The organism is Afipia birgiae 34632 (assembly GCF_000308295.2).
Taxonomy (GTDB): domain Bacteria; phylum Pseudomonadota; class Alphaproteobacteria; order Rhizobiales; family Xanthobacteraceae; genus Afipia; species Afipia birgiae.
This window is the reverse complement of the sequence record NZ_HG326652.1, coordinates 992958-1014736: the sequence shown is the minus strand read 5'-3', so window position 1 is coordinate 1014736 and position 21779 is coordinate 992958. Positions and strand designations below refer to the sequence as shown.

At 61.9% G+C, this 21779-nt stretch carries 19 protein-coding genes; 4 read left to right on the top strand and 15 right to left on the bottom strand.

Features of this window, described 5'->3' with window-relative positions; genetic code table 11:
• Nucleotides 1-54: 54 nt before the first annotated feature.
• The 7 genes from serS to nagZ form a co-directional block, all read right to left on the bottom strand.
• Nucleotides 55-1557 (bottom strand): serine--tRNA ligase, encoded by a 1503-nt coding sequence (gene serS / locus BN32_RS04905; RefSeq protein ID WP_019196999.1) that lies wholly within the window; start codon nucleotides 1555-1557, stop codon nucleotides 55-57.
• A gap of 229 nt (nucleotides 1558-1786) precedes the next feature.
• The gene (tatC, locus tag BN32_RS04900) at nucleotides 1787-2614 is read right to left on the bottom strand and encodes a twin-arginine translocase subunit TatC (protein ID WP_019196998.1); all 828 of its coding nucleotides are present in this window, start codon (nucleotides 2612-2614) and stop codon (nucleotides 1787-1789) included.
• Complete coding sequence (gene tatB / locus BN32_RS04895) at nucleotides 2611-3021, bottom strand: Sec-independent protein translocase protein TatB (RefSeq protein ID WP_019196997.1); 411 nt, start codon at nucleotides 3019-3021, stop codon at nucleotides 2611-2613. Before tatB ends, tatC begins: the two co-directional genes overlap by 4 nt.
• A 61-nt stretch (nucleotides 3022-3082) precedes the next feature.
• Entirely contained in the window at nucleotides 3083-3319 is a 237-nt protein-coding gene (locus BN32_RS04890; RefSeq protein WP_019196996.1) for a twin-arginine translocase TatA/TatE family subunit, read from the bottom strand.
• A 179-nt stretch (nucleotides 3320-3498) separates the two neighbouring features.
• Nucleotides 3499-4170, bottom strand: coding sequence for an SMC-Scp complex subunit ScpB (scpB, locus tag BN32_RS04885; protein WP_051488437.1), 672 nt, complete (start codon nucleotides 4168-4170; stop codon nucleotides 3499-3501).
• A gap of 224 nt (nucleotides 4171-4394) precedes the next feature.
• Entirely contained in the window at nucleotides 4395-5231 is an 837-nt protein-coding gene (locus tag BN32_RS04880; protein WP_019196994.1) for a segregation and condensation protein A, read from the bottom strand.
• Complete coding sequence (gene nagZ, locus BN32_RS04875) at nucleotides 5228-6256, bottom strand: beta-N-acetylhexosaminidase (RefSeq protein ID WP_019196993.1); 1029 nt, start codon at nucleotides 6254-6256, stop codon at nucleotides 5228-5230. Before nagZ ends, BN32_RS04880 begins: the two co-directional genes overlap by 4 nt.
• A gap of 246 nt (nucleotides 6257-6502) precedes the next feature.
• Here nagZ and BN32_RS04870 point away from each other — a divergent pair, with 246 nt between their 5' ends.
• Together BN32_RS04870 and BN32_RS04865 are read left to right on the top strand one after the other, a co-directional pair.
• On the top strand, nucleotides 6503-6793 hold the full coding sequence (locus BN32_RS04870; RefSeq protein WP_019196992.1) for an ArsR/SmtB family transcription factor: 291 nt from the start codon (nucleotides 6503-6505) through the stop codon (nucleotides 6791-6793).
• Nucleotides 6772-7194 (top strand): VOC family protein, encoded by a 423-nt coding sequence (locus tag BN32_RS04865; protein WP_244438090.1) that lies wholly within the window; start codon nucleotides 6772-6774, stop codon nucleotides 7192-7194. Before BN32_RS04870 ends, BN32_RS04865 begins: the two co-directional genes overlap by 22 nt.
• A gap of 143 nt (nucleotides 7195-7337) precedes the next feature.
• On the opposite strand, the gene BN32_RS04860 is transcribed toward BN32_RS04865, so the two are convergent.
• The 3 genes from BN32_RS04860 to BN32_RS04850 form a co-directional block, all read right to left on the bottom strand.
• A complete protein-coding gene (locus BN32_RS04860) occupies nucleotides 7338-8846 on the bottom strand; it encodes an SPOR domain-containing protein (protein ID WP_019196990.1) in 1509 nt (502 codons plus the stop codon).
• Nucleotides 8847-8950: 104 nt separating this feature from the next.
• Nucleotides 8951-10744 (bottom strand): arginine--tRNA ligase, encoded by a 1794-nt coding sequence (gene argS / locus BN32_RS04855; protein ID WP_019196989.1) that lies wholly within the window; start codon nucleotides 10742-10744, stop codon nucleotides 8951-8953.
• Between the two features lie 49 nt (nucleotides 10745-10793).
• Complete coding sequence (locus BN32_RS04850; protein WP_019196988.1) at nucleotides 10794-12002, bottom strand: deoxyguanosinetriphosphate triphosphohydrolase; 1209 nt, start codon at nucleotides 12000-12002, stop codon at nucleotides 10794-10796.
• 259 nt (nucleotides 12003-12261) lie between these two features.
• On the opposite strand from BN32_RS04850, the gene erpA reads away from it, so the two are divergent.
• On the top strand, nucleotides 12262-12612 hold the full coding sequence (gene erpA, locus BN32_RS04845) for an iron-sulfur cluster insertion protein ErpA (RefSeq protein WP_019196987.1): 351 nt from the start codon (nucleotides 12262-12264) through the stop codon (nucleotides 12610-12612).
• Between the two features lie 3 nt (nucleotides 12613-12615).
• Here erpA and BN32_RS04840 read toward each other — a convergent pair whose 3' ends face one another.
• From BN32_RS04840 to BN32_RS04830, 3 genes are all read right to left on the bottom strand, one after another.
• The gene (locus BN32_RS04840; RefSeq protein WP_019196986.1) at nucleotides 12616-13479 is read right to left on the bottom strand and encodes an amidohydrolase family protein; all 864 of its coding nucleotides are present in this window, start codon (nucleotides 13477-13479) and stop codon (nucleotides 12616-12618) included.
• 7 nt (nucleotides 13480-13486) lie between these two features.
• Nucleotides 13487-16615 (bottom strand): efflux RND transporter permease subunit, encoded by a 3129-nt coding sequence (locus tag BN32_RS04835; protein WP_019196985.1) that lies wholly within the window; start codon nucleotides 16613-16615, stop codon nucleotides 13487-13489.
• A 168-nt stretch (nucleotides 16616-16783) separates the two neighbouring features.
• Nucleotides 16784-17923, bottom strand: coding sequence for an efflux RND transporter periplasmic adaptor subunit (locus BN32_RS04830; protein ID WP_019196984.1), 1140 nt, complete (start codon nucleotides 17921-17923; stop codon nucleotides 16784-16786).
• Between the two features lie 162 nt (nucleotides 17924-18085).
• On the opposite strand from BN32_RS04830, the gene xth reads away from it, so the two are divergent.
• Nucleotides 18086-18871 (top strand): exodeoxyribonuclease III, encoded by a 786-nt coding sequence (gene xth / locus BN32_RS04825; RefSeq protein ID WP_019196983.1) that lies wholly within the window; start codon nucleotides 18086-18088, stop codon nucleotides 18869-18871.
• A gap of 114 nt (nucleotides 18872-18985) precedes the next feature.
• Here xth and BN32_RS04820 read toward each other — a convergent pair whose 3' ends face one another.
• Together BN32_RS04820 and ilvD are read right to left on the bottom strand one after the other, a co-directional pair.
• Nucleotides 18986-19813 carry a tetratricopeptide repeat protein gene (locus tag BN32_RS04820; RefSeq protein ID WP_019196982.1) on the bottom strand — a complete coding sequence of 276 codons (828 nt, stop codon included), beginning with the start codon at nucleotides 19811-19813 and terminating at the stop codon, nucleotides 18986-18988.
• Entirely contained in the window at nucleotides 19800-21524 is a 1725-nt protein-coding gene (gene ilvD / locus BN32_RS04815) for a dihydroxy-acid dehydratase (protein WP_019196981.1), read from the bottom strand. The genes BN32_RS04820 and ilvD overlap by 14 nt, the downstream gene beginning before the upstream one ends.
• Between the last annotated feature and the right edge of the window lie 255 nt (nucleotides 21525-21779).

The following is a 21779-nucleotide window of genomic DNA, read 5'->3' as shown; positions in this document are numbered from 1 at the left end:
TTCCTAACCGGACCCGCTGCTGGCGCTGTAGGAACTTCCAATAGGCGGTACCAGTTATTCCTTCGCGATCACTTTGAGGCCGCCCATATACGGCTGCAACACATCCGGCACGGCAATCGAGCCGTCGTCCTGCTGATAGGTTTCCATCACGGCGATCAGTGCGCGGCCAACCGCCGTGCCCGAGCCGTTCAGCGTATGCACGAAGCGCGGCTTGCCGTCCGGCCCGCGCGAGCGCGCATCCATGCGCCGCGCCTGAAAGTCGCCGCACACCGAGCACGAGGAAATTTCGCGGTACATGCCGCCCTCACCCTGGCTCGATATTTGTCCCGGCATCCAGACTTCGATGTCGTAAGTCTTTTGTGACGCAAAGCCCATGTCGCCGGTGCACAGCGTCATGACGCGGTAATGCAGGTCGAGCTTTTTCAGAACTTCTTCGGCGCAGGACAGCATGCGCTCGTGTTCGTTCTTCGATTCTTCGGGAGTCGTGATCGAGACCAGTTCGACCTTGGTGAACTGATGCTGACGGATCATGCCGCGCGTGTCGCGTCCCGCAGCACCCGCCTCCGCGCGGAAACACGGCGTCAGCGCGGTCAGTCGCATCGGCAGTTCTTTTTCGTCGAGAATGGATTCGCGAACGAGATTGGTCAGTGGCACTTCGGCGGTTGGAACAAGGCCCAAGCGGTCAGGATATTTTAGATGTGCAATTGCTTGCTGACATTCTGCGATTTCCAAAACCAAAAGGGAAATCTCAAAATCCAAATCGCTGCCATCAGGTTTGTGAAACTCTATATCTATCCCAAATTTTTCCAATTTGCTCTGTGCGATAACAATGCGCTTCACATACGACATCATCTCTTTGGATCGGCTTCTATGAAGATCTGCTGAGAGCCTTACCCAAAACTGATCGTCCTCAAACTTCGGCAACTGTGCGGTGCCAAACATCGCATCGTCGCGCACCAAGAGCGGCGGATTGACTTCAGTGTAGCCGTGCTCGTTGGTGTGCAGATCGAGCATGAACTGCCCGATCGCGCGCTCGAGGCGCGCGAGGCCTTTCTTCAGAACGACAAAACGCGCGCCGGACATTTTCGCCGCCGCCTCGAAGTCCATGAACTTCAGCGCTTCGCCGAGTTCCACATGCTCCTTCGGCTTGAACGCGTAATTGCGCTTCGCGCCATAGTGATGATGCTCGACATTGCCGTGCTCGTCGGCGCCGTCTGGCACTTCATCGAGCGGCAGGTTTGGAATCTGCGCGAGTTCTTTCTTCAACTCTTCTTCGACCTGCTTCACCGTCGCCTCAAGCTCGGGAAGTCTGGTCTTGAGTTCGCCGACCTCGGCCATCAGCGCGTCGGCGCGCGCATTGTCCTTGTTCTTCTTGGCGTCGCCGATTTCCTTGGAAGCCGCATTGCGCCGCGCCAGTGTCTGCTCCGACGCCAGAATGGCCGCGCGGCGCTTCTCGTCGAGCGCGACCAACATCTTCGACAACGGCTCCAGCCCGCGCCGTTTCAGCGCTGCGTCAAAAGCGTCCGGGTTGTCGCGAATCCATCGAATATCGTGCATGGGAGCTCATTTTTATGCGGGCAATCTGCACGTATGCAGAGAATAAACGGCGGGCATCCAGTACCGCGAATAACCGCAATTTGGAATATCAAACTCGGCCGTCATCCTGAGGTGCGAGCCGCTTGGCGAGCCTCGAAGGATGGCGAATCGGATGCAAGGCCGTCGCCCTTCGAGTCCTCCGCTGCGCTCCGGCGCCTCAGGGTGACGGCTGGGGTCGGAGGCAGTGAGACTACTCCGCAGGCGTCGTCGCCGGAGGGGTTGGAGGCGCATCTGCGGGCGGCGTCGTGCCGGCAGCCTGTTTGGCCGCTTTTTTCTCAACGACACCGACCGCGATGATCGAGCCCTCGTAGAGCACCAACAGCGGGATCGCGAGCGACATCTGGCTGATGACGTCCGGCGGGGTCAGCACGGCAGCGATCACGAACGCGATCACGATGAAATAGCGCCGCTTCTCGCGCAGTTGCTTCGAGGTCAGGATTCCGATCCGCCCGAGCAGCGTCAGGATCACCGGCAACTGGAACGCGATTCCGAACGCGAAGATCAGCGACATCATCAGCGAGAGATACTCGCCGACTTTAGGCAGCAGCGCGATCTGCGCGGTCTCCGAGCCGCCAACCTGCTGCATGCCTAGCGAGAAGCGGATCAGCATCGGCAACACGAGGAAATAAACCAGCAGCGAACCGAGCGCGAAGAAGATCGGCGTCGCGATCAGGTACGGCAGGAACGCGCCGCGCTCGTGCTTGTAGAGCCCCGGCGCGACGAACATGTAGATCTGCGCGGCGATCACCGGAAACGAGATGAATCCCGCGCCGAACATCGCAAGCTTCAACTGCGTCAGGAAATATTCCAGCAGCGCGGTGTAGATGAACTTGGAGTTCTCAGGTCCCGCGACCCAGACGAACGGCCAGACCAGCACGTTGTAGATCTGCTTGGCGAAGAAGAAGCAGAAGATGAAAGCCACCGCGAACGCCAGCAGCGCCTTGATCAGCCGCGAGCGCAGCTCGATCAGGTGATCCATCAATGGCGCCTTGGTGGCTTCGATGTCTTCTGCGCTCATGACGCTTTGGCGTCCGGTACGGCAGGCTTCGGGGGCTCAATGGCCGGCGCGTGCGCCTCAGCCTCGGCGAACGTCGCCGCTGTCGGCGGCTCCGGCGTGGTCGGCGTCATCACCGGCTGGTCGATTTTCATGGCGTCCTCGACGTCCTTGTTGAGGGACGTCAGCAGATTGGTCGGCGACAGATCCTTCGCGGCGGCGGACGCATCATCGAAGGTCTTCTTGATGTCGGCCATTTCGGCTTCGCGCATCGCCTCGTTGAACTGGCCCTGGAATTCGGAGGCCATGCGGCGGGCCTTGCCCATCCACTGCCCGACCGTGCGCAGCACACCGGGCAGTTCTTTCGGGCCAATGGCGATCAGCGCAACGACGCCGATAACGACCAGTTCACTCCACCCGATGTCGAACATGGAAGATTCCGCTCACGGGGTTTGACCCCCGCACCTCAGTCAGAAATAGCGCAGTCTGAAATCAGACCACCTTGCTGCCGACGTCGCTGCGCGACGACGTTGCCGAAGGCGAGCTATCGATGGTCTTGACCGGCTCGGGCTTCTCGGCGGGTTTCACCTCGTCGTCGGCCATGCCCTTCTTGAAGGCCTTGATGCCCTGCGCGACGTCACCCATCAGGTCCGAAATCTTGCCGCGGCCGAACAACAGCAGGACGACGCCGATCACGACGATCCAGTGCCAGATACTAAACGAACCCATACTGCCATCCTCCAAGCACGCGACCGGGTTTTCCCAGCCAAATCTGACCAGAAACTAGGCCCCGGAGGTGTCAAAAACAAGGATTAACCCCGCGTCACGACTGCGCAAACCGGCGCATTGACACGAGAGTTAATGTTCGCTCCCCGACAAGCGCGATCGTCCGCGCCACACTCGGAAACTCAGCTTTCTTCGCTTTTTTCCGGCTCCACGGCGGGCGCCAGGGCCAATTCGAGATCGCCCGGCTCAAGCGGCTCTTCGTCCTCGCGCAGCGCCGGATCGTCGGATGGCGATGGAACAGCGAAACCGCCCGGCAGCCGCGTATCCAGCAGGCCCGCGCCCTTCAGCTCGTCGAGGCCGGGCAGATCGCCCAGCGCTTCGAGGCTGAACTGCGACAGGAAGGCTTCCGTGGTGCCGAAGGTCAGCGGCCGGCCCGGCGTCTTGCGACGTCCACGCGGACGGATCCAGCCGGTTTCCAGCAGCACGTCCAGCGTACCCTTCGACGTGACCACGCCGCGGATTTCCTCGATCTCGGCGCGGGTCACCGGCTGGTGATAGGCAATGATCGCCAGCATCTCGATCGCCGCGCGCGACAGGCGGCGCGTCTCGATGCTTTCGCGGGTCATCAGCCACGCCAGATCGCCAGCGGTGCGGAAGGTCCATTTGCTCGCGACGCGGACCAGATTGACGCCGCGCATCGCGTAGTCAGCCTGCAGCTGCGCCAGCGCAGCTTTCACATCCACGCCTTCGGGCATGCGCTTGGCGAGCGATGGCTCATCGAGCGGTTCGGTCGAAGCGAACAGCAGGGCTTCGAGCAAGCGCAATTCCTCGGGGCGCGCGACGGGGTTACGCACGGACTCGCCATCATCGGCCGTCGTTGACGTCCCCCCGCAACGGCGCTCTCCTGCACAGGCGCGGCCTGTGGTTTAGCCGAGCCAACGGTCTCATCGGCAGACGCAACCTGCTCCTCGATCGAAGTGGCCTGTTGTTCCTCCGCGAGAGACTCCTCAACAGGAACCTCTTCAACCGGAGCGATATACTTCGCTGCCATCGGCATCGCCTGTTCTCCTTCTTCCACTTACTCGACAGGCACTTCCGGCGCGGCTTGAGCGTCGGGAGGCAAATGCTCTACGTGCTTACGAAAATACAAAGGCGCGAACGCTTCCTTCTGGTGCAGATCCAGCGTGCCTTCGCGCACGAGTTCGAGTGCCGCGGCGAAACTCGACGCGAACACCGTCGCCTTCTGCGTGGGATCGACCACGTAGCGCATCAGGTAATCGTCGAGGCTCGCCCAATCCTCGGATTCGGCCGAACCCACCAGCCGCTCCAACGACGCGCGCGCCTCGGACAGCGACCATACGGTCCGCTTGGTCAGATGCACGGTCGCCAGCACACGCTGCTGGCGCTGCGTGGCGTAGGCGGTCAGAAGATCGTACAGCGTCGCGGTCCAGCGGGCATGCTTGACCTGCGCAATCTGTTCCGGCTGACCACGCGGGAAAATATCGCGCCGCAGTTGCGGCCGCGTCATCAGGCGGTTCGAGGCCTCGCGGATCTGCTCGAGCCTGCGCAGCCTGTTGGCCAGCGCGGTCGCGAGATCCTCCGCGCTCGGCCCTTCGGCCTCAGGCGGTTCAGGCAGCAGCAGGCGCGACTTGAGATACGCCAGCCACGCCGCCATCACGAGATAGTCGGCAGCCAGCTCCAGCCGCAGCTTGCGCGCAGCTTCGATGAAAACGAGATACTGATCCGCGAGCGCCAGAATGGAAATCTTGGCGAGATCGACCTTCTGCTGACGCGCAAGCGCAAGCAACAGGTCGAGCGGACCCTCATAACCTTCGACATCGACGACCAGCGCCGGTTCGTCGTCGGCGTTGTCCGTCGGCAAACCTGTTTCGAAGGAGAGAATTTCGGCGCTCATGACGTCAGGCTCCCTGCCCGATCGATCAGGCGGTCGAGTTCGGCACGCGCCGCGCCCCGGTCGAACGGCTGAGGCGCCCGGCGCGACGCGAGAGCACGATCAGCGCGAGCCAACGCTTCACCCGCGAGCATCGGCGTTTCGCCGGCGACCTGCCGCATCTCATCGAGCTTGCCGTTGCAATGCAGGACGACGTCGCAGCCCGCCGCCAGGCTGGCGCGCGTGCGCTCCGCAATCGATCCCTGCAAGGCGTTCATGGACACGTCATCACTCATTAACAAACCCCGGAATCCGATGGCCCCGCGAATCACCTGTTCAATGATTGTCGCAGATGTCGTCGCAGGTTGGGCGGGGTCGAGGGCGCTAAACACAACATGTGCCGTCATCGCCATCGGCAGATCGGCCAGCGGCGCAAAGGCCGCGAAGTCGGTTTTGGCGAGTTCCGCGACCGGGGTATCGACCGTCGGCAGCTGAAAGTGGCTGTCCGCTGTGGCCCTTCCGTGGCCGGGAATGTGCTTCAGGACCGGCAGCACACCGCCCTGCGCCAGCCCGTCGGTGACCGCGCGGGCAATCGCGGCCACTTTATCGGGGGTCGTGCCATAGGCCCGATTGCCGATCACGGAGTCCGCTCCGGGAACCGGGACATCAGCCAATGGCAGGCAGTCCACGGTGATCCCGAGATCGGCCAGATCGGCGGCAATCAGCCGGGACGACAGACGCGCGGCCTCAAGCCCGGCATCGCGGTCGATCTCGTACAGGGCACTGAACACCGCACCGGGCGGATAGGCTGGCCATTGGGGCGGCTGGAGCCGCTGGACCCGGCCACCCTCCTGATCGATCAGGACCGGGGCCTCGGGTTGGCCGACAGCAGATCTCATTTCCTCAATCAGTCGAATAACTTGATCGGGAGTGTCAATATTGCGCTTGAAAAGAATAAAGCCCCACGGCCGCTGATCGCGCAGAAATGCGCGCTCGTCGTCGGTCAAAGCGGTTCCGGAAACACCCGTGATGAATGCGCGCGCGGCCATAGGTCGGCGATTAGCCCGCGCATGGCGCCAGGGTCAAGGAAACCCGGGGGATTCGCACGTGATTGTGGGGTTTCATCCACAATCACAGCCAATCTCAATGAGATGGCGAACGCTTTCGCGTCCTCACAACTCGTGACTGCCGATGGACGCAACGAGAGATGGGCGATCCGAAGAACGGATGCGGGAGCATCACCGCCTGCCATCAAGCGCATTGACATGCAGTAATTTTACTGCATTTCTGCACGCGTGACTGACGACGAACTCGACCTGATTTTCAAGGCTCTCGGCGATCCGACCCGAAGGCGCATCCTCGATGTCCTGCGAGAGCGCCCCGAGCAATCATTGTTCGAGGTCTGTGCCTCATCCTTCGCGGCGGATGGCAAGAGCCTGTCTCGACAAACGATTTCCCAGCACCTCGACATGCTGGAAAGGGCCGGATTGATCACAACTGCATGGAAGGGGCGGACCAAAACCCATTCCCTGAATGTCACGCCAATGCGAGTGGCGACCGATCTGTGGCTCAGGAAGCACCTCTAGGAAAGGCATCCACCATGCGGATTTATGTGACCTGCGTTTCTGTCGATAACCAAGCCGAGGCCCTGACGTTCTACACCGACAAGCTCGGCTTCAAGGTGAAGCACGATATTCCCCTTGGAACTCACCGCTGGCTGACGGTTGTGTCGCAAGAAGAACCCGAGGGAACGGAATTGCTGCTCGAGCCGAGTGAGCATCCAGCCGTCAAGCCGTACAAGGACGCCCTCGTCAAAGACGGCATTCCAGCGGTGTCATTCAAGGTTCAGGATTTGAATGCGGAGTTTGCAAGACTTCGCGAGCTTGGGGTCGCGTTCACGGTGGAGCCGATGGATGCAGGAACTGTGCGAATGGCGGTTCTGGACGACACCTGCGGAAATCTCGTCCAACTGATCGAAATGAAATAGGAACGGGAAGCGTTGAAACAGAAGCTTCCGCTGGATCGGACGGGACCAGCGGTCGCAACAATTCGCGTAGGGTTGGGTAAAGTTTCCACTGGCTGGTCTCGCCAGGCGACCATCCTTAGGATCCTTCCGTCAGACTCTCAGCACTATTTCCTCTGGACCACGCACTGCCCGCCGGCCGACTTGAGGTTCACGCAGAACTGCGTGGCCTCGTCGTTGGTCCCGAACGGTCCCACCATCGCGCGATAGAACGTGCCCTTGCCCGCGATGTCGGCCTTGTGGATCGCGGCGGTTCGCGAACCGAGAATGCCTGCGTACTTGCCCTGAAGGGACTTGAAGGACGCCTTCGCGTCAGCCTCGGTCTTCTGCGAGGACACCTGCACATAGGCGCCCCCACCCGTGACGGCGGCAGGGTTGATCGCGGCGACCTTCGCCCGGGGCTCAGGAGGAGCCGCTTGCGGTGTAATCGAAACCGGAGCATTGGCTGCCGGCGCGCCTGTGGAAGCGGTGCTGGCCGGAGCCGGAGCGCGTTGCTGCGCCGGCATCTGGGCACGCGCCGCAGTCGGTGCGGCAGCCGCTGAATCCGGCTGGTCCGGGCGAATGCTCAGGGTGCGGATTTTCCGCGGTTCCTCGCCGCCGGTGAGGGTGCCGTTGCCGACGCCTGCACCCGTCGGCCGAACGCTGGTCGACGCGCTGGCGACTGACGGCGGGTTCGCATTCTGGGTGAGCGGCGGAAACACCACGCGCGGTCCGGTCCTGGCGTTGACGTCAACAGGTTGTTCTTCGCGGGACACCACGCGCTCGGCTGACTTGTCGCCGACGCGGTCGTAGATCTGTTTGCCCGAGCCATCGATCGCGCCGGGCGGGATAACCTTGTTCGGCCCGGCGTCGGCCTTGATGACCGGAGGTTCGCCGCTGCGCGGCGAGCCGACGAAGGTCCGGTAAGTGAAGGCGGCACCGGTGCCGACAACTGCAAGCAGGAGAACGACCACAACCGTCATGGTCCCGCCGCGGCGCGGCTTCGGCTCCTGTTCGAAATTTTCATCGTAGGGCGGCCGGTCATAGGCGCCGTCGCCGTAATGCTCCTCCTGAGCGCCGAACTCCTCGCGGCCGGGAGTATGATCCGGACGGCCATAAAGGACATCATCGTAACGGTCACCGCCAGCGGCCTGATGGCCGTGCGCCTGTCCCGGCAGCACCGGATCGTAGCCGGAATGATCGAACTGCGGAGCATGGTTGCCATAGGCCGGATTGCTCTGCGCGGCATACCGCGGATCGTAATGATCCTCTTGAGGAGCGTACTGATCCTCTTGGGGAGCGTAGTGATCCTCGTCCCGAAATGCGGGCTCCTGCCGATAGGCCGGCTCCTGCGGCGCATGCCGGGACGCAGCCAGATTTTGCATCCACGACGGACGGCTCGCGGGGACTTCCTCTTCGGCAGCGGGCTCGTACGCGTCGTACTGGTCGTGCTGAGCAGGCTGTTGCGGATGCTTCTGCTGACCGGGGCCGAAATTCGAAAGCGGATCGGTCTGCCCGATCAGGCGCGCCAGCTCTGCCAACGGATCGCTCTCGCCCTGCTGGGGAGCAATACGGGATTGATCCCGAGCGTAGTCGTCGTCCGCCGGAAACGGTCTGTCGCGATATTGGTTCGCCATTGCGATGTTGCATCCCCTTCGGGAAAGCGACGCCCCCGTCGTTCAAACGGAGCGGCCGCTATTCACACTGCCGCCACCCGTTCCCCGCGGCGGTCAATCCCCAGCTATCGCATCTCGTCTGGAGCATGGACGCCGAGTACGGCGAGGCCTGAAGCCAGAACCGAGACGACGCCCTGAACCAAGGCCAGCCGCGCGATTGTTATCTCTGCATCATTCTGGATAATGAAGCGTAAATAGGGCAAATCGCGACCCTTGGTCCAAAGCGCATGGAATTCGCTCGCAAGATCATACAGGTAAAACGCGATTCGGTGTGGCTCATGCGCGAGCGCCGCCGCTTCGACAATTCGCGGGTACAGTGCGATCTGCCGGATCAGGCTTAGTTCGACCGGATCGCTGAGGCGCTCGATTTTCGCATCACGCAGAAACGCAACGCGCGCAGCCGCCTCTTCCGGCAACGATGGAACCGTCTCGCGCGCGTTCTTGAAGATCGAATGCCCGCGCGCGTGCCCGTACTGCACATAGAACACCGCGTTGTCCTTCGACTGCTCGATCACCTTGGCGAGATCGAAGTCGAGCACCGCATCGTTCTTGCGGAACAGCATCATGAAACGCACAGCGTCTGAACCGACCTCGTCCACGACCTCGCGCAGCGTGACGAAATCGCCGGAACGCTTCGACATCTTCACCGGCTCGCCGTTGCGCAGCAGCTTCACGAGCTGAACGATCTTCACGTCGAGCGCAGCCTTGCCTCCGGTCACGGCCTTGATGGCCGCCTGCACGCGCTTGATGTAGCCGCCGTGATCCGCGCCCCATACGTCGACCATGTTGAGGAAGCCGCGATCAACCTTGGTCTTGTGATAGGCGATGTCGGACGCAAAGTAGGTGTACGAGCCGTCCGATTTTTTCAGCGGACGATCGACGTCATCGCCGAAGGCGGTGGCACGGAACAGCGTTTGCTCACGATCTTCGTAATCCTCGACCGGCGCTCCTTTCGGCGGCGGCAGGCGGCCTTCGTAGACATCGCCCTTGGCACGCAGTCCGGCGATGGTGGCGCCGACGCGGTCGTTGCCGTTCTCGTTGAGCGAGCGTTCAGAGAAGAAGACGTCGTGCTTGATGTTGAGCGCCGCCAGATCGCCCTTGATCATCTCCATCATCATGGCGATGGCTTTGGCGCGCACCACCGGCAACCACTCTGCCTCGGACTGCTTCAGCAGCTTGTCGCCGTGTTCTGCCGCAAGGGCCTTGCCGACCGGCACAAGGTAATCGCCGGGATAAAGTCCCTCGGGAATTTCGCCGATGGCTTCGCCGAGCGCCTCGCGATAGCGCAGGAAGGCAGAACGCGCGAGCACATCGACCTGCGCGCCGGCATCGTTGATGTAGTATTCCTTCGTGACGTCATAACCGGCAAACGAGAGCAGGCTCGCAAGCGCGTCACCAAACACCGCGCCCCGGCAATGGCCGACATGCATCGGCCCCGTTGGATTGGCCGAGACGTATTCGACATTGACCTTCTCGGCCGCGCCGATCGCGCTGCGGCCATAACCGTTGCCCTGCTCCAGCACGCTCCGCAGCGCGCCGAACCATGCGGACGTCTTCAGCGTCAGATTGATGAAGCCCGGTCCGGCGACATCGACACTTTCAACGACCGGATCGGCGCGCAGTTTGTCCGCGATCCTGTCCGCAAGTTCGCGAGGCTTCGCCTTGGCGTCCTTGGCCAGAACCATCGCCGCGTTGGTGGCCATGTCGCCGTGGGTGACGTCTCGCGGCGGTTCCACGACCACACGCGTCAGATCAATGCCCACAGGCAATACACCCTCGCCGCCGAGCGCCGCGCATACGGCATGCACGCGCGAAAGCACGTCGGCGAACAAATGCTGGGGCTGGCTGGGCGAAGTCATTGGAAAGTGTCCTGGTGGGCGCACGAAATCGGCATATTCAGGCCGCCGCCTAACGTAAATCCGGGGTCGAGTCAAAAAGCCGCTGGTGCTCGATAATGGCGTATCTGTCGGTCATTCCGGCAATGAAATCGCCGATCCGGCGGGCCCGGCCGGCCTCGTCTTCCTCGCCATGATGCGGCAGCCATTCGGCAGGAAGGTCGCCGGGTTCGGCACGATAGCGCGCGAAAAGATCGCGGACCACGGCCTCTGCGTCGCGCATGACGCTCATGACCCGCTCGTGGCGATACATCCGCGTCTTGAGAAAGCGCTTGATCGCCGCTTCCGTTTTCTCGGCTTCGGCCGAGAAGCCGACGAGCGTGGCGTTATGGTTGCGCACATCGATGACGCTCCTGGGGTGGATGGCCGTGAGCCGCTTGCGGGTTTCTGAAAACACATCTTCGATCAAGTAGGAGATCAGTTCGCGCACCAGTTCCGCGCCGCGCCGGGTCTCGTCGAGGACAGGATAGCGCGCGATGATGACGGCGTTGATGTCGGCGATCAGCGGAATCCCTCCGAGATCGTCGACCGTGAACAGCCCTGCCCGCAACCCGTCGTCGATGTCGTGGGCGTCATACGCGATGTCGTCGGCCACGGCGGCAACCTGCGCTTCCAGCGAGGCGTAGCTCCACAATTCGAGATCGTGATGGGCGACATACTCCGATATGCCGACCGGTACGCCATGCTCGCGATATCGGCCGACAGGCTCGCCGTTGCTGTCGATCAACGGTCCGTTGTGCTTGACGATGCCTTCGAGGGATTCCCACGTCAGATTGAGGCCATCGAAGTCCGGATAGCGCCGCTCCAGCAGCGTCACCACGCGCAGGCTTTGCGCATTGTGATCGAAGCCGCCATGCGCCTTCAGGCACTCGTCGAGGGCGCGCTCTCCGGCATGGCCGAACGGCGGATGGCCAAGGTCATGGGCCAGCGCCAGCGTCTCCGTGAGATCTTCGTCGAGCCCAAGTTGCCGGGCCAGCGCGCGGGCGATCTGCGCCACCTCGAGCGTATGGGTCAGACGGGTCCGGTAATGATCGCCTTCGTGGAACACGAAGACCTGGGTTTTGTGCTTCAGGCGCCGGAATGCATTGGAATGAATAACCCGGTCACAATCGCGGCGAAAAGCGCTGCGGCGCAGGCTGGGCGCTTCATTGAACCGCCTCCCGCGGCTTTGACCGGGGTCGCAGCCATAGACCACAGGAGGGGCAGCCATTCCGACCGACATACGATTTATTCTACTTTCGGTGTTTGATTCTGGCGTTCAGCGCACTTAACTATGCCCTAGTGTGGTGGTTCGCAAAGTCCGCATTATCTCACCGCACGTCCATTTGCGGACTTGCGAACCAAAACCACACTGGAATTATAATTTGCTAGTGTCCTTTGAATCCGAAGTTCGCTATGGAGCGCGCTGCAAAGTAAGGCGAACTTCGGATTCAGGACACTAGCGGGGACATTCAAACACCCCGGCCGTCCGGAGACCTGTCATGACTGCCACTGACCTCGCGCCAGCCGCCAATGTCACAATTTCGGAGCGGGCTGCGAAGCGAATCGGCGCCATCCTCAAGACGGAAGGCGAAGGTGCGATGCTGCGTATCAGCGTCGAAGGCGGCGGCTGTTCCGGCTTCCAGTACAAATTCGATGTGGAGCGCGCCAGGGCCGACGACGATCTGGTGATCGAGCGCGACAGCGCCGTGGTGCTGGTGGACCCCTCGTCCGTGCCGTTCCTGGCCGGATCGGAAGTCGACTTTGTCGATGACCTGATCGGCGCATCGTTCCGCGTGGTCAATCCAAATGCCACCGCGTCCTGCGGCTGCGGCACCAGCTTCTCGATCTGACCCTTAGCGAGGGCTGTTTTCGTTGGCGGCAAACAGCCGCTTGGCATTGCCGTGCGCGATCTGCTTGGCGACCGCCGGCGGCAGTTGCTTCAGCCAGCCGCGATACCCGGCCATGATCGCGCCGTAGCTCGCCCAGCGCTCGCTGATCCAGGTATCCGATCCAAGCAGAAAGCGATCCGGATACTTCTCGAACATCGCGCGCCATTCCGGCGTCAGTTCTCCGCCAACCCCCGTGATGCCACCGCGATAGGACAGTTCACCCCACAGTTGCGGATAGGTGGCCAGCATCGATGCGACACGGCTCGGCGCGAGACTGAATCCGGTGTGGGCCCAGATGATTTTCGCGCGCCCGTTATGGCGCATCAAAATCTCCACGGCCTCGTCGTCGGCGTGGGCATGAAGGTAGAGATCATTGGCGACCGCGAAGTCCACGGCCTTCTTGACCCACTCGGTGGCCGCGGCCTTCCCGGAGAGATGAAACTCGCCGATGCCGCGATAGTAGCCGCGCTTGAACTCGTCCTGCACCAGATCGAAGATCGTCGGATCGTTGAACCAGGTCTGGATGTCGGGACGGACGCGGTATGGACGAATGAAGGGAACAACCCATAAGCCCTCGGCCTTCGCGTCCATCAGCGCATGCGTCCCGGTGTTGGGGCGGCTGGTTGCCAGAATGCCGGTGACGCGGTGCGTCTTGAACAGCGCCAGCACCTCGTCGAGCTGGTAGTACGGGGTCGGCTCCCAGTTGTAGTGCAGATGCGCGTCGAAGATTTCGATCGGCTCTTCCGCTGCACGAACAGGCGCGGCAGCAAGCAATGCGACGGCGGCGATCGCCAGGCACCACCATGTCGTCGCAGGCCTGATGCGCATCGGGATCTTACTCTGCCGCCGCAACGCGCGGAGGCTGGACGTCCGGCGTCTCCTCCAGGGTCGGATCGAGACGACGCTTCAGGCGGCGGTCGATGCGATCGAGGTAGATGTAGATCACCGGCGTGATGAACAGCGTCAGCAACTGCGAGACCAGCAGACCGCCGACAACCGCGACACCAAGCGGCTGCCGCAGTTCGGCGCCTGCCCCCGCTCCCAGCGCGATCGGCAGCGTGCCGAAAATCGCAGCAAACGTCGTCATCATGATCGGGCGGAAACGCAGCAGCGCCGCTTCACGAATGGCGTGTTCGGCGCTGAGTCCCACGGTGCGGCGCTCGATGGCGAAGTCCACCATCATGATGGCGTTCTTCTTCACGATGCCGACCAGCATGACGATGCCGATCATGGCGATCACCGACATCTCCATCTTGAACAGCATCAGCGTCAGGATCGCGCCGATACCTGCGGACGGCAGGCCCGAGATGATCGTGATCGGATGGATGAAGCTCTCGTAGAGAATGCCGAGGATGACGAATGCGGCAAACACGGCGGCGAGAATGAGAACGCCCTGCCCGCGCAGCGAATCCTGGAACACCTGCGCCGTTCCGGAGAAACCCGTGGCGATGGTCGCCGGCAGGTTCGAATCCTGCTCGATCCTGGTGATCTGGTCGACGGCGTAGCCGAGCGACGTGCCCGGCGCGAGATTGAACGAAATCGTCACCGCCGGCTGCTGACCCTGGTGATTGATCTGCAGCGGTCCGACCGTCGGCACCATCCTGGCCACGGCATCGAGCGGAATAGTCTGGTTGTTCGTCGTCTTGACGTACAGCTTGGACAGGTCTGTCGGGTCGACGCGGAATTTCGGCTGCACTTCAAGAATGATCTGGTAGTCATTCGAAGGCATGTAGATCGTGCCAACCTGCCGAGCGCCGTAAGCATTGAAGAGCTGATTGCGTATCTGATCGGCGGTTACGCCATAGACCGCCGCCTTTTCGCGATCGATCTCGACCGTCAGCTGCGGGTTCTTGATGTAGAGGTCCGTGGTGACGTCCTGCAGACCTTGCACCTTCGCGATCTTCTCGCGCATCTCCGGCGCAAGCCGATAGAGCGAGTCCGTATCACCGCTTTGCAGCGTGTATTGATACTGGCTCTTCGACGGCCGCCCGCCGATGTTGAGGTTCTGGATGCTCTGGAAGAACGCCTGCAAGCCGGGCACCTGCAGCGCCTTCTGCCGCAGCCGCGCCATCACGACCGGCGCGGGGTCGCGCTCGTTCTTCGGCTTCAGGCCAATGAACAGACGCCCGTAGTTCGCCGTCGGATTGGGACCACCGGACCCGACCGTGCTGTTCACGAACTCCACTGCAGGATCAGCTCGCAGAATATCGGCAAGAATTTTTTGCCGCGCGCCCATCGCTTCGAACGACGTATCGGTCGCCGCTTCCGTCGTGCCGCTCAGGAAGCCGGTATCTTCCTGCGGGAAAAAACCCTTCGGCACGATCATGTACAACCAGATGGTTGCGCCAAGCGTCGCCAGCGTCACCATCAGCATGATGGACTTGTATTTAAGAACGCGGTCGAGCGTCCATTCGTAGCCGAGCAGCCACGAGTCGAACATCGTCTCGAACCAGCGCAACACGAAGTTGGGTTTGTGATGCGGATCGTGCGGCTTCAGCACCCGTGCGCACAGCATGGGCGTCAGCGTCAACGACACGAAGCCGGACACGATGATGGCGACCGAAATGGTGACCGCAAATTCGCGAAACACGCGGCCGACGATGCCGCCCATCAGCAGCACCGGGATGAACACCGCGATCAGCGAGAACGTAATCGACAGAATCGTGAAACCGATCTCGCGGGCGCCTTTCAGCGCCGCTTCGTACGGTTTCATGCCGTTCTCGATATGGCGCATGATATTTTCGAGCATGACAATGGCGTCGTCGACCACGAAGCCTACCGACAGCGTCAGCGCCAGCAGCGTCATGTTGTTGATCGAGTAATCCAGCGCATACATCACCGCGCAGGTACCGAGCAGCGAGATCGGAACCGCAAGCGCAGGAATGAATGTGGCCGAGGCCGAACGCAGGAACAGGAAGATCACGACGATCACGAGACCGACCGCGATCAGCAGGGTCTCCTCCACGTCGGCGACGGATTCGCGCACCGACACCGAGCGGTCGAGCGTGACGTCCATGGTGATCGAGGGCGGGATCTGCGCCCGCAGCGACGGCAGCTTGGCCCGCACCGCATCGACCACCGCCACGGTGTTCGCATCGGGCTGCTTCTGGATCGCCAACACGATCGAGCGCGTGCCGTTGAACCAGGTGGCGACCTTGTCGTTTTCGACGCTGTCGTAGATTCTGGCGACTTCATCGAGTTTGACGGGCGAACCGTTGCGCCACGCGACCACGACCTGACGATAATCGATCGCCTTGTTGAGCTGCCCCGACGCCTGAATGGCGATGTCCTGCTTCGGTCCGTTCAGGGTGCCGACCGGCGTCGACGAGTTGGCGCGCGACACCGCCGCGCGGATGTCTTCCAGCGATAGCCCGCGAGCCGCCGCAGCCTCGGGATCGGCCTGAACGCGAATGGCGAATTTCTGCGTGCCGTAGATCAGCACCTGCGCCACGCCCGGGATCTGCGACAGCGTCTGGCCGATGGTGATGTCGCCGTATTCGTTGACGGTCGACAGCGGCAACGTCTCCGAACTGAGCGATACGAACAGCACGGGGAAATCGGCCGGGTTCACCTTGCGGAAGCTGGGCGGAATCAGCATCTCGACCGGCAGGCGGCGCTGCGCGATCGTCAGCGCGGTCTGCACGTCGAGTGCGGCACCGTCGATGTTGCGATTGAGATCGAACTGGACGGTGATCGAAGTTGTTCCCTGCGAGGAACTGGACGACATCGACGAGATGCCGGCGACCGTGGAGAGCTGACGCTCGATCGGGCCGGCAACGGAAGCCGCCATCGTGTCGGCGCTTGCACCCGGCAAGGTGGCCGTGACCTGGATGGTCGGAAAATCAACCTTGGGAAGCGCCGAGACCGGCAGCAGCCGAAAACCGAACACGCCAAAGGCAATGATCGACGCCGTCATCAGCGTCGTCATCACCGGTCTGCGGATACAGAGTTCCGACAGATTCATGCGAGTGTCCCGAATCCGCCGTTCGCCTTATCTTGCGGTGCCTTCCGTAGCGAACGGCGGATTCGGAAGGACACTCGAAAATTATAATTGCTAGTGATCCTTTGATTCTAACATTCGCAAGACCGCCTGCTGCAAAGGGATGCGAATGATTAGAATCGGATCACCAGGTTAGGCTCCGGCCTTGCGGCTGCGCGGCGCAACGAGCGTACCATTGGACAGCAGCAATTGGCCATCAACGACAATGTCTTCTCCGCCCTGGAGACCGGTGTCGACCACAGAAAACCCCTGGAACGTGCGGCCGATCGTAACGGGCTGAATCTGTGCCTTGCCGTCCCGAACCACAAACACGAAATTCCCGGTCTGGCTGCGCTGCACCCCGACCGACGGCACAATGACTGCTTCTTCGGTGCGGACCGTGAGCCTGGTGTTGACCAGGATGCCCGGCCACAGCAGTTCGCTTTCGTTGCCCATCATGCCGCGCACCGTCACCATGCCAGTGGTCGCATCGACGGTGTTTTCCACCATCGCAATCGTGCCGGTCTCCGACTTGCCATTCCCCGGTATCGTTGCCGTGACTGAAGATTGTCCGGTTTTCATGGCGTCGCGGAGATCGCTCAGCACGCGCTGCGGAATCGCAAAGGTCACGTAGACCGGCGCCATCTGGTTGATGGTCGCAAGCGGCGACGTGTCCGCCGGACGCACGAAGTTCCCGACCTTCACCGTGGCGGCGCTGATGCGGCCGCTGATCGGCGCGGTGATCTTGGTGTAGCTCTTCTGGACCTTCAGATTGTTCAGAATAGCTTGATCAGCCTGGATGGTCGCGGTCGCGGTGTCCGCCGCGGTCTTGGCATTGTCGACATTGACCTGCGTGGTCGCGCCCTTGCCGATCAGTTCGTTGAAACGCCTGACGTCACGCTCGGCGGCCACGAGTTGCGATTGGGACCGTGCGAGGTTGCCTTCCGCCTGCGCGATCTGCGCCTCGATCTGGCGCGAATCCAGCGTGAACAGCAGATCGCCTTCCTTGACGCGGGCGCCGTCCTCGAAATGAACCCCGACGATGGTGGTCTCGACGCGGGATTTCAGCGCCACGCTTGAGATCGGCGTGACCGCGCCAATCGAATCCACATCGAGCGGCACCGGCTTCTTTTCCGCCTTTGCGACTTCAACGGAGACCGCTTGCGGACGCGGCGGTGCCTGCGCAGTGGTCGCGCTGCCGGTCCACATTGAACGGGTCGCATAGAGCGCGATGGCGGCAACGCCAATGCCGACAATCAGCAGGGCCCGTCTCTTGAAAACATCTTTGATCATATCGACTCACAGGAGCAGGCCGCCCAATCTGTAGCAGCCACCATTCCCCCCAACCCCATAGTACTGGTTTTCCAGCGTTATTTGTATTCGACTTATCACAGCCGTATGAAGCATGGTACGGCATGGGCATTAAATATCGCTCACGTGACTAACGGAACTGACATGCGGATTGCCACCTGGAACGTTAACTCTGTCCGCCAGCGGCTGGATCATCTGCTGGCATGGCTCCAGGAGCGGTCTCCGGACATTGTCTGCCTGCAGGAAATCAAGTGCGTCGATGAGGCTTTCCCGCGCGAGCCGATCGAGGCGCTTGGCTACAACGTCGTCACCCACGGCCAGAAGACATTCAACGGCGTGGCGCTGCTCTCGAAGTATCGGTTCGACGAAACCACGCCGCGTCTTGGCGGCGACCCGGACGATTTGCACGCCCGCTTCCTCGAGGGCGTGGTGTCGTATCCGAACGGCTCACTGCGGATTGCGTGCCTCTATCTGCCCAATGGAAACCCGCCCGAGACGGAAAAATATCCATATAAAATCAAATGGATGGAACGCCTTCTTGAGTACTCGAAGGAGCGCTTGAAAGGCGAACAGCCGCTGGTGCTGGCGGGCGACTTCAACGTCATTCCCGCCAACGGCGACGTTTACAATCCGGCGGCCTGGGCCAACGACGCACTGTTCCTGCCGAAGACGCGTGAGCACTACCGCGCCCTGCTCAACCTCGGTCTGACCGATGCGATCCGCGCCGTTTCCGATCAGCCCGGGCAGTACACGTTCTGGGATTATCAGGCCGGAGCCTGGCCGAAGAATAACGGCATCCGGATCGACCACCTGCTGCTGTCGCCACAGGCCAGCGACCGGCTGCGCGACGCCGGCATCGATCGTCACGTCCGGGGATGGGAAAAGGCGTCAGATCACGTTCCGGTGTGGGTTGACCTGGATCTGAATTGACGGAGACCGTTCCGGGGCGCGAGGAGCGCTGGCGAGCGAACCCGGAATCCTGTGGCTGTTTCCGATGAACTCCGGATCATCGCGCAAAGAGCGCTGTGTCCGGAATGACAAATCTCAGTCCCGGCGGCCCTGAACCCAGCGCTCCAGCATCTGCAGCGCCATCGCCCGGTCGTCCTCGGACGCCTTGGCCATTGCCGTCTTGTAGCTGTCCTTGATCCACGTCTCGTCCGGCCCGGCGCTATCCTGCGCCAGTGTCAGCCACATCAGGCCGCGGGCGGCCTGACGCTGCAGGCGGTCACCGTTGAACAGCATCAGGCCGAGCTGCGCCTGCGCCTGATGCTGGCCCTTGCGTGCCGCCAGCCCAAGCCAGCGAATGCCGTACTTGACATCGCGCGGCATGCCGACGCCGTCGAGATACATCCGCGCCAGATTGTACTGGGCTTCGGCATTGCCGAAATACGACGCGGCGTAGGAGAACATTTCCCGCGCCCGCTCCGGATCGGCCTTCACGCGCGAATTCGGAATGCCGGAGACGTAATATCGTCCCAGCGCCACAAAGGCATTGGCGACGATGGCCGCCTGCGGCGCAGACGGGCTGTCTTCCGCGTGGGCGTTCGCGATCTTGCTGAAGTAGTCATAGGCGCGCAGATCGTCCTGCGCCACGCCATCGCCCTTGGCGTACATGCGGCCGAGCCTCCACTGCGCCACCGGATGGCCACCCTCGGCGGCATATTGCAGCGCGGTCAGCGACGCCGCCGCCTGCGGGATATCCGCAGGAGGAACTGGCTTCTTCAGAACGGGGACGCCGGTGGGCGCGGCCACCATCGGCAATGCAGCCTCCTGCCCGCCCGGCGACGTGCCCTCGAAGGCAACGCCCCGACCGGCCGCAAAGAATGCGGCCGTCAGGACTGCGGCAAGGCCTATGCGTTCAGATGTCCGCATAACAAACCTTCTCAGCCGATCCACCGGGATGGGTGACGGCACCCTTGACCGCCGGACCTACCTGCTGGGCATATTTCCAGAGTACGCCGGAGCCGACCTTGGTTTCACGCGGCTTCCAGGCCTTCCTGCGCTCGGCTAGTTCGGCATCCGTCAGCTTGACGCTAAGCGTGCCGTTGACCGCGTCGAGTTCAATAATGTCGCCGTCCCGGATCAGGCCAATCGGGCCGCCGACCGCAGCCTCCGGTCCAACATGGCCGACGCAGAAGCCGCGAGTAGCTCCCGAAAAGCGTCCGTCTGTGATGAGAGCAACCTTGCCGCCCATGCCCTGGCCGGTGAGAGCGGCGGTGGTCTGAAGCATTTCGCGCATGCCGGGGCCGCCCTTGGGGCCCTCGTAGCGGATCACGAGAACTTCGCCTTCCTTGTAGGTCTTCTTGTTCACAGATTCGAACGCGTCTTCTTCGCAATCGAAGCAACGCGCGGGTCCCGTGAACTTCAGCACCGACATTCCAGCGACTTTCACGATCGCACCGTCCGGCGCGAGATTACCTTTCATGCCGACCACGCCACCAGTCACGGTGATCGGATTATCGGCAGGACGCACTACATCCTGATGAGGATTCCATTTCACGCTCTTGAGGTTTTCGGCGATTGTGCGCCCGGTGACCGTCATGCAGTCGCCGTGCAAGTAACCGTTGTCCAAGAGCGTCTTCATCAGAAGCGGTATTCCACCAGCCTCGAACATATCTTTGGCGACATAACGACCGCCCGGCTTCAAATCCGCGATATACGGTGTCTTTTTGAAGATTTCGGCAACGTCGAAAAGATCGAATTCAATTCCGCATTCGTGCGCCATGGCCGGCAGATGCAACGCAGCATTGGTCGAGCCGCCCGACGCAGCCACCACGGCGGCGGCATTTTCCAATGACTTACGGGTGACGATGTCGCGCGGACGGATGTTCAGCGCGATCAATTCCATGATCTTCTCGCCGGCCGCCATGCAAAAGGCGTCGCGGATTTCGTAGGGCGCCGGTGCGCCGGCCGAGTACGGCAGGGCAAGGCCGATGGCCTCGGACACGGTCGCCATGGTGTTGGCGGTAAACTGGGCACCGCAGGCGCCCGCCGATGGGCACGCCACCCGCTCGATTTCGTCCAGATCCTCGTCGGACATCTCGCCGACCGAATGCTTGCCGACCGCCTCGAACATGTCCTGGACGGTGACCTGCTGGCCGCGGAAGTTGCCGGGCAGGATCGACCCGCCGTAGATGAAAATCGAAGGCACGTTGAGGCGCAGCATGGCCATCATCATGCCGGGCAATGACTTGTCGCAGCCCGCGAGCCCGATCAGGGCGTCGTAGGCATGGCCGCGGACGGTCAATTCCACTGAATCCGCAATGGTTTCGCGCGACGGAAGCGACGACCGCATGCCGTCATGGCCCATGGCGATGCCGTCCGTGACGGTGATGGTGCAGAACTCGCGCGGGGTGCCGCTGGCGGCGGCAACGCCCTTTTTGGCGGCCTGCGCCTGGCGCATCAGGGAGATATTGCAGGGAGCAGCTTCATTCCAGCAGGACGCCACGCCGACGAACGGCTGGTGGATCTGCTCGGTGGTGAGGCCCATGGCGTAGAGGTAGGAGCGATGGGGCGCACGCGCCGGTCCTTCCGTCACGTGACGGCTCGGGAGTCGCGCCTTGATGTTGCTCTTCGCGTCCATCGTGAACCCTGTCCCGCGGCCACTCCGTGAGATCCAGAAAACCCCTGAAAATGGGAGGTTTTTCCAACACCTTCGCAAAGGCCGTGGCGTTTAGCCTACGAACAATGATCTCATGGAGGCGTGTGGCTAAATCGCGGCGCGCGCAAGCGCTTGCTGGGGCGACGGTTAAATGTTCACGAAGTGTTGTAGACGCGCAACATCCGTTGCGCCGCGGCAACGATGCCGCGCACGCCCGGTTGGCGATGAGAACCGAGT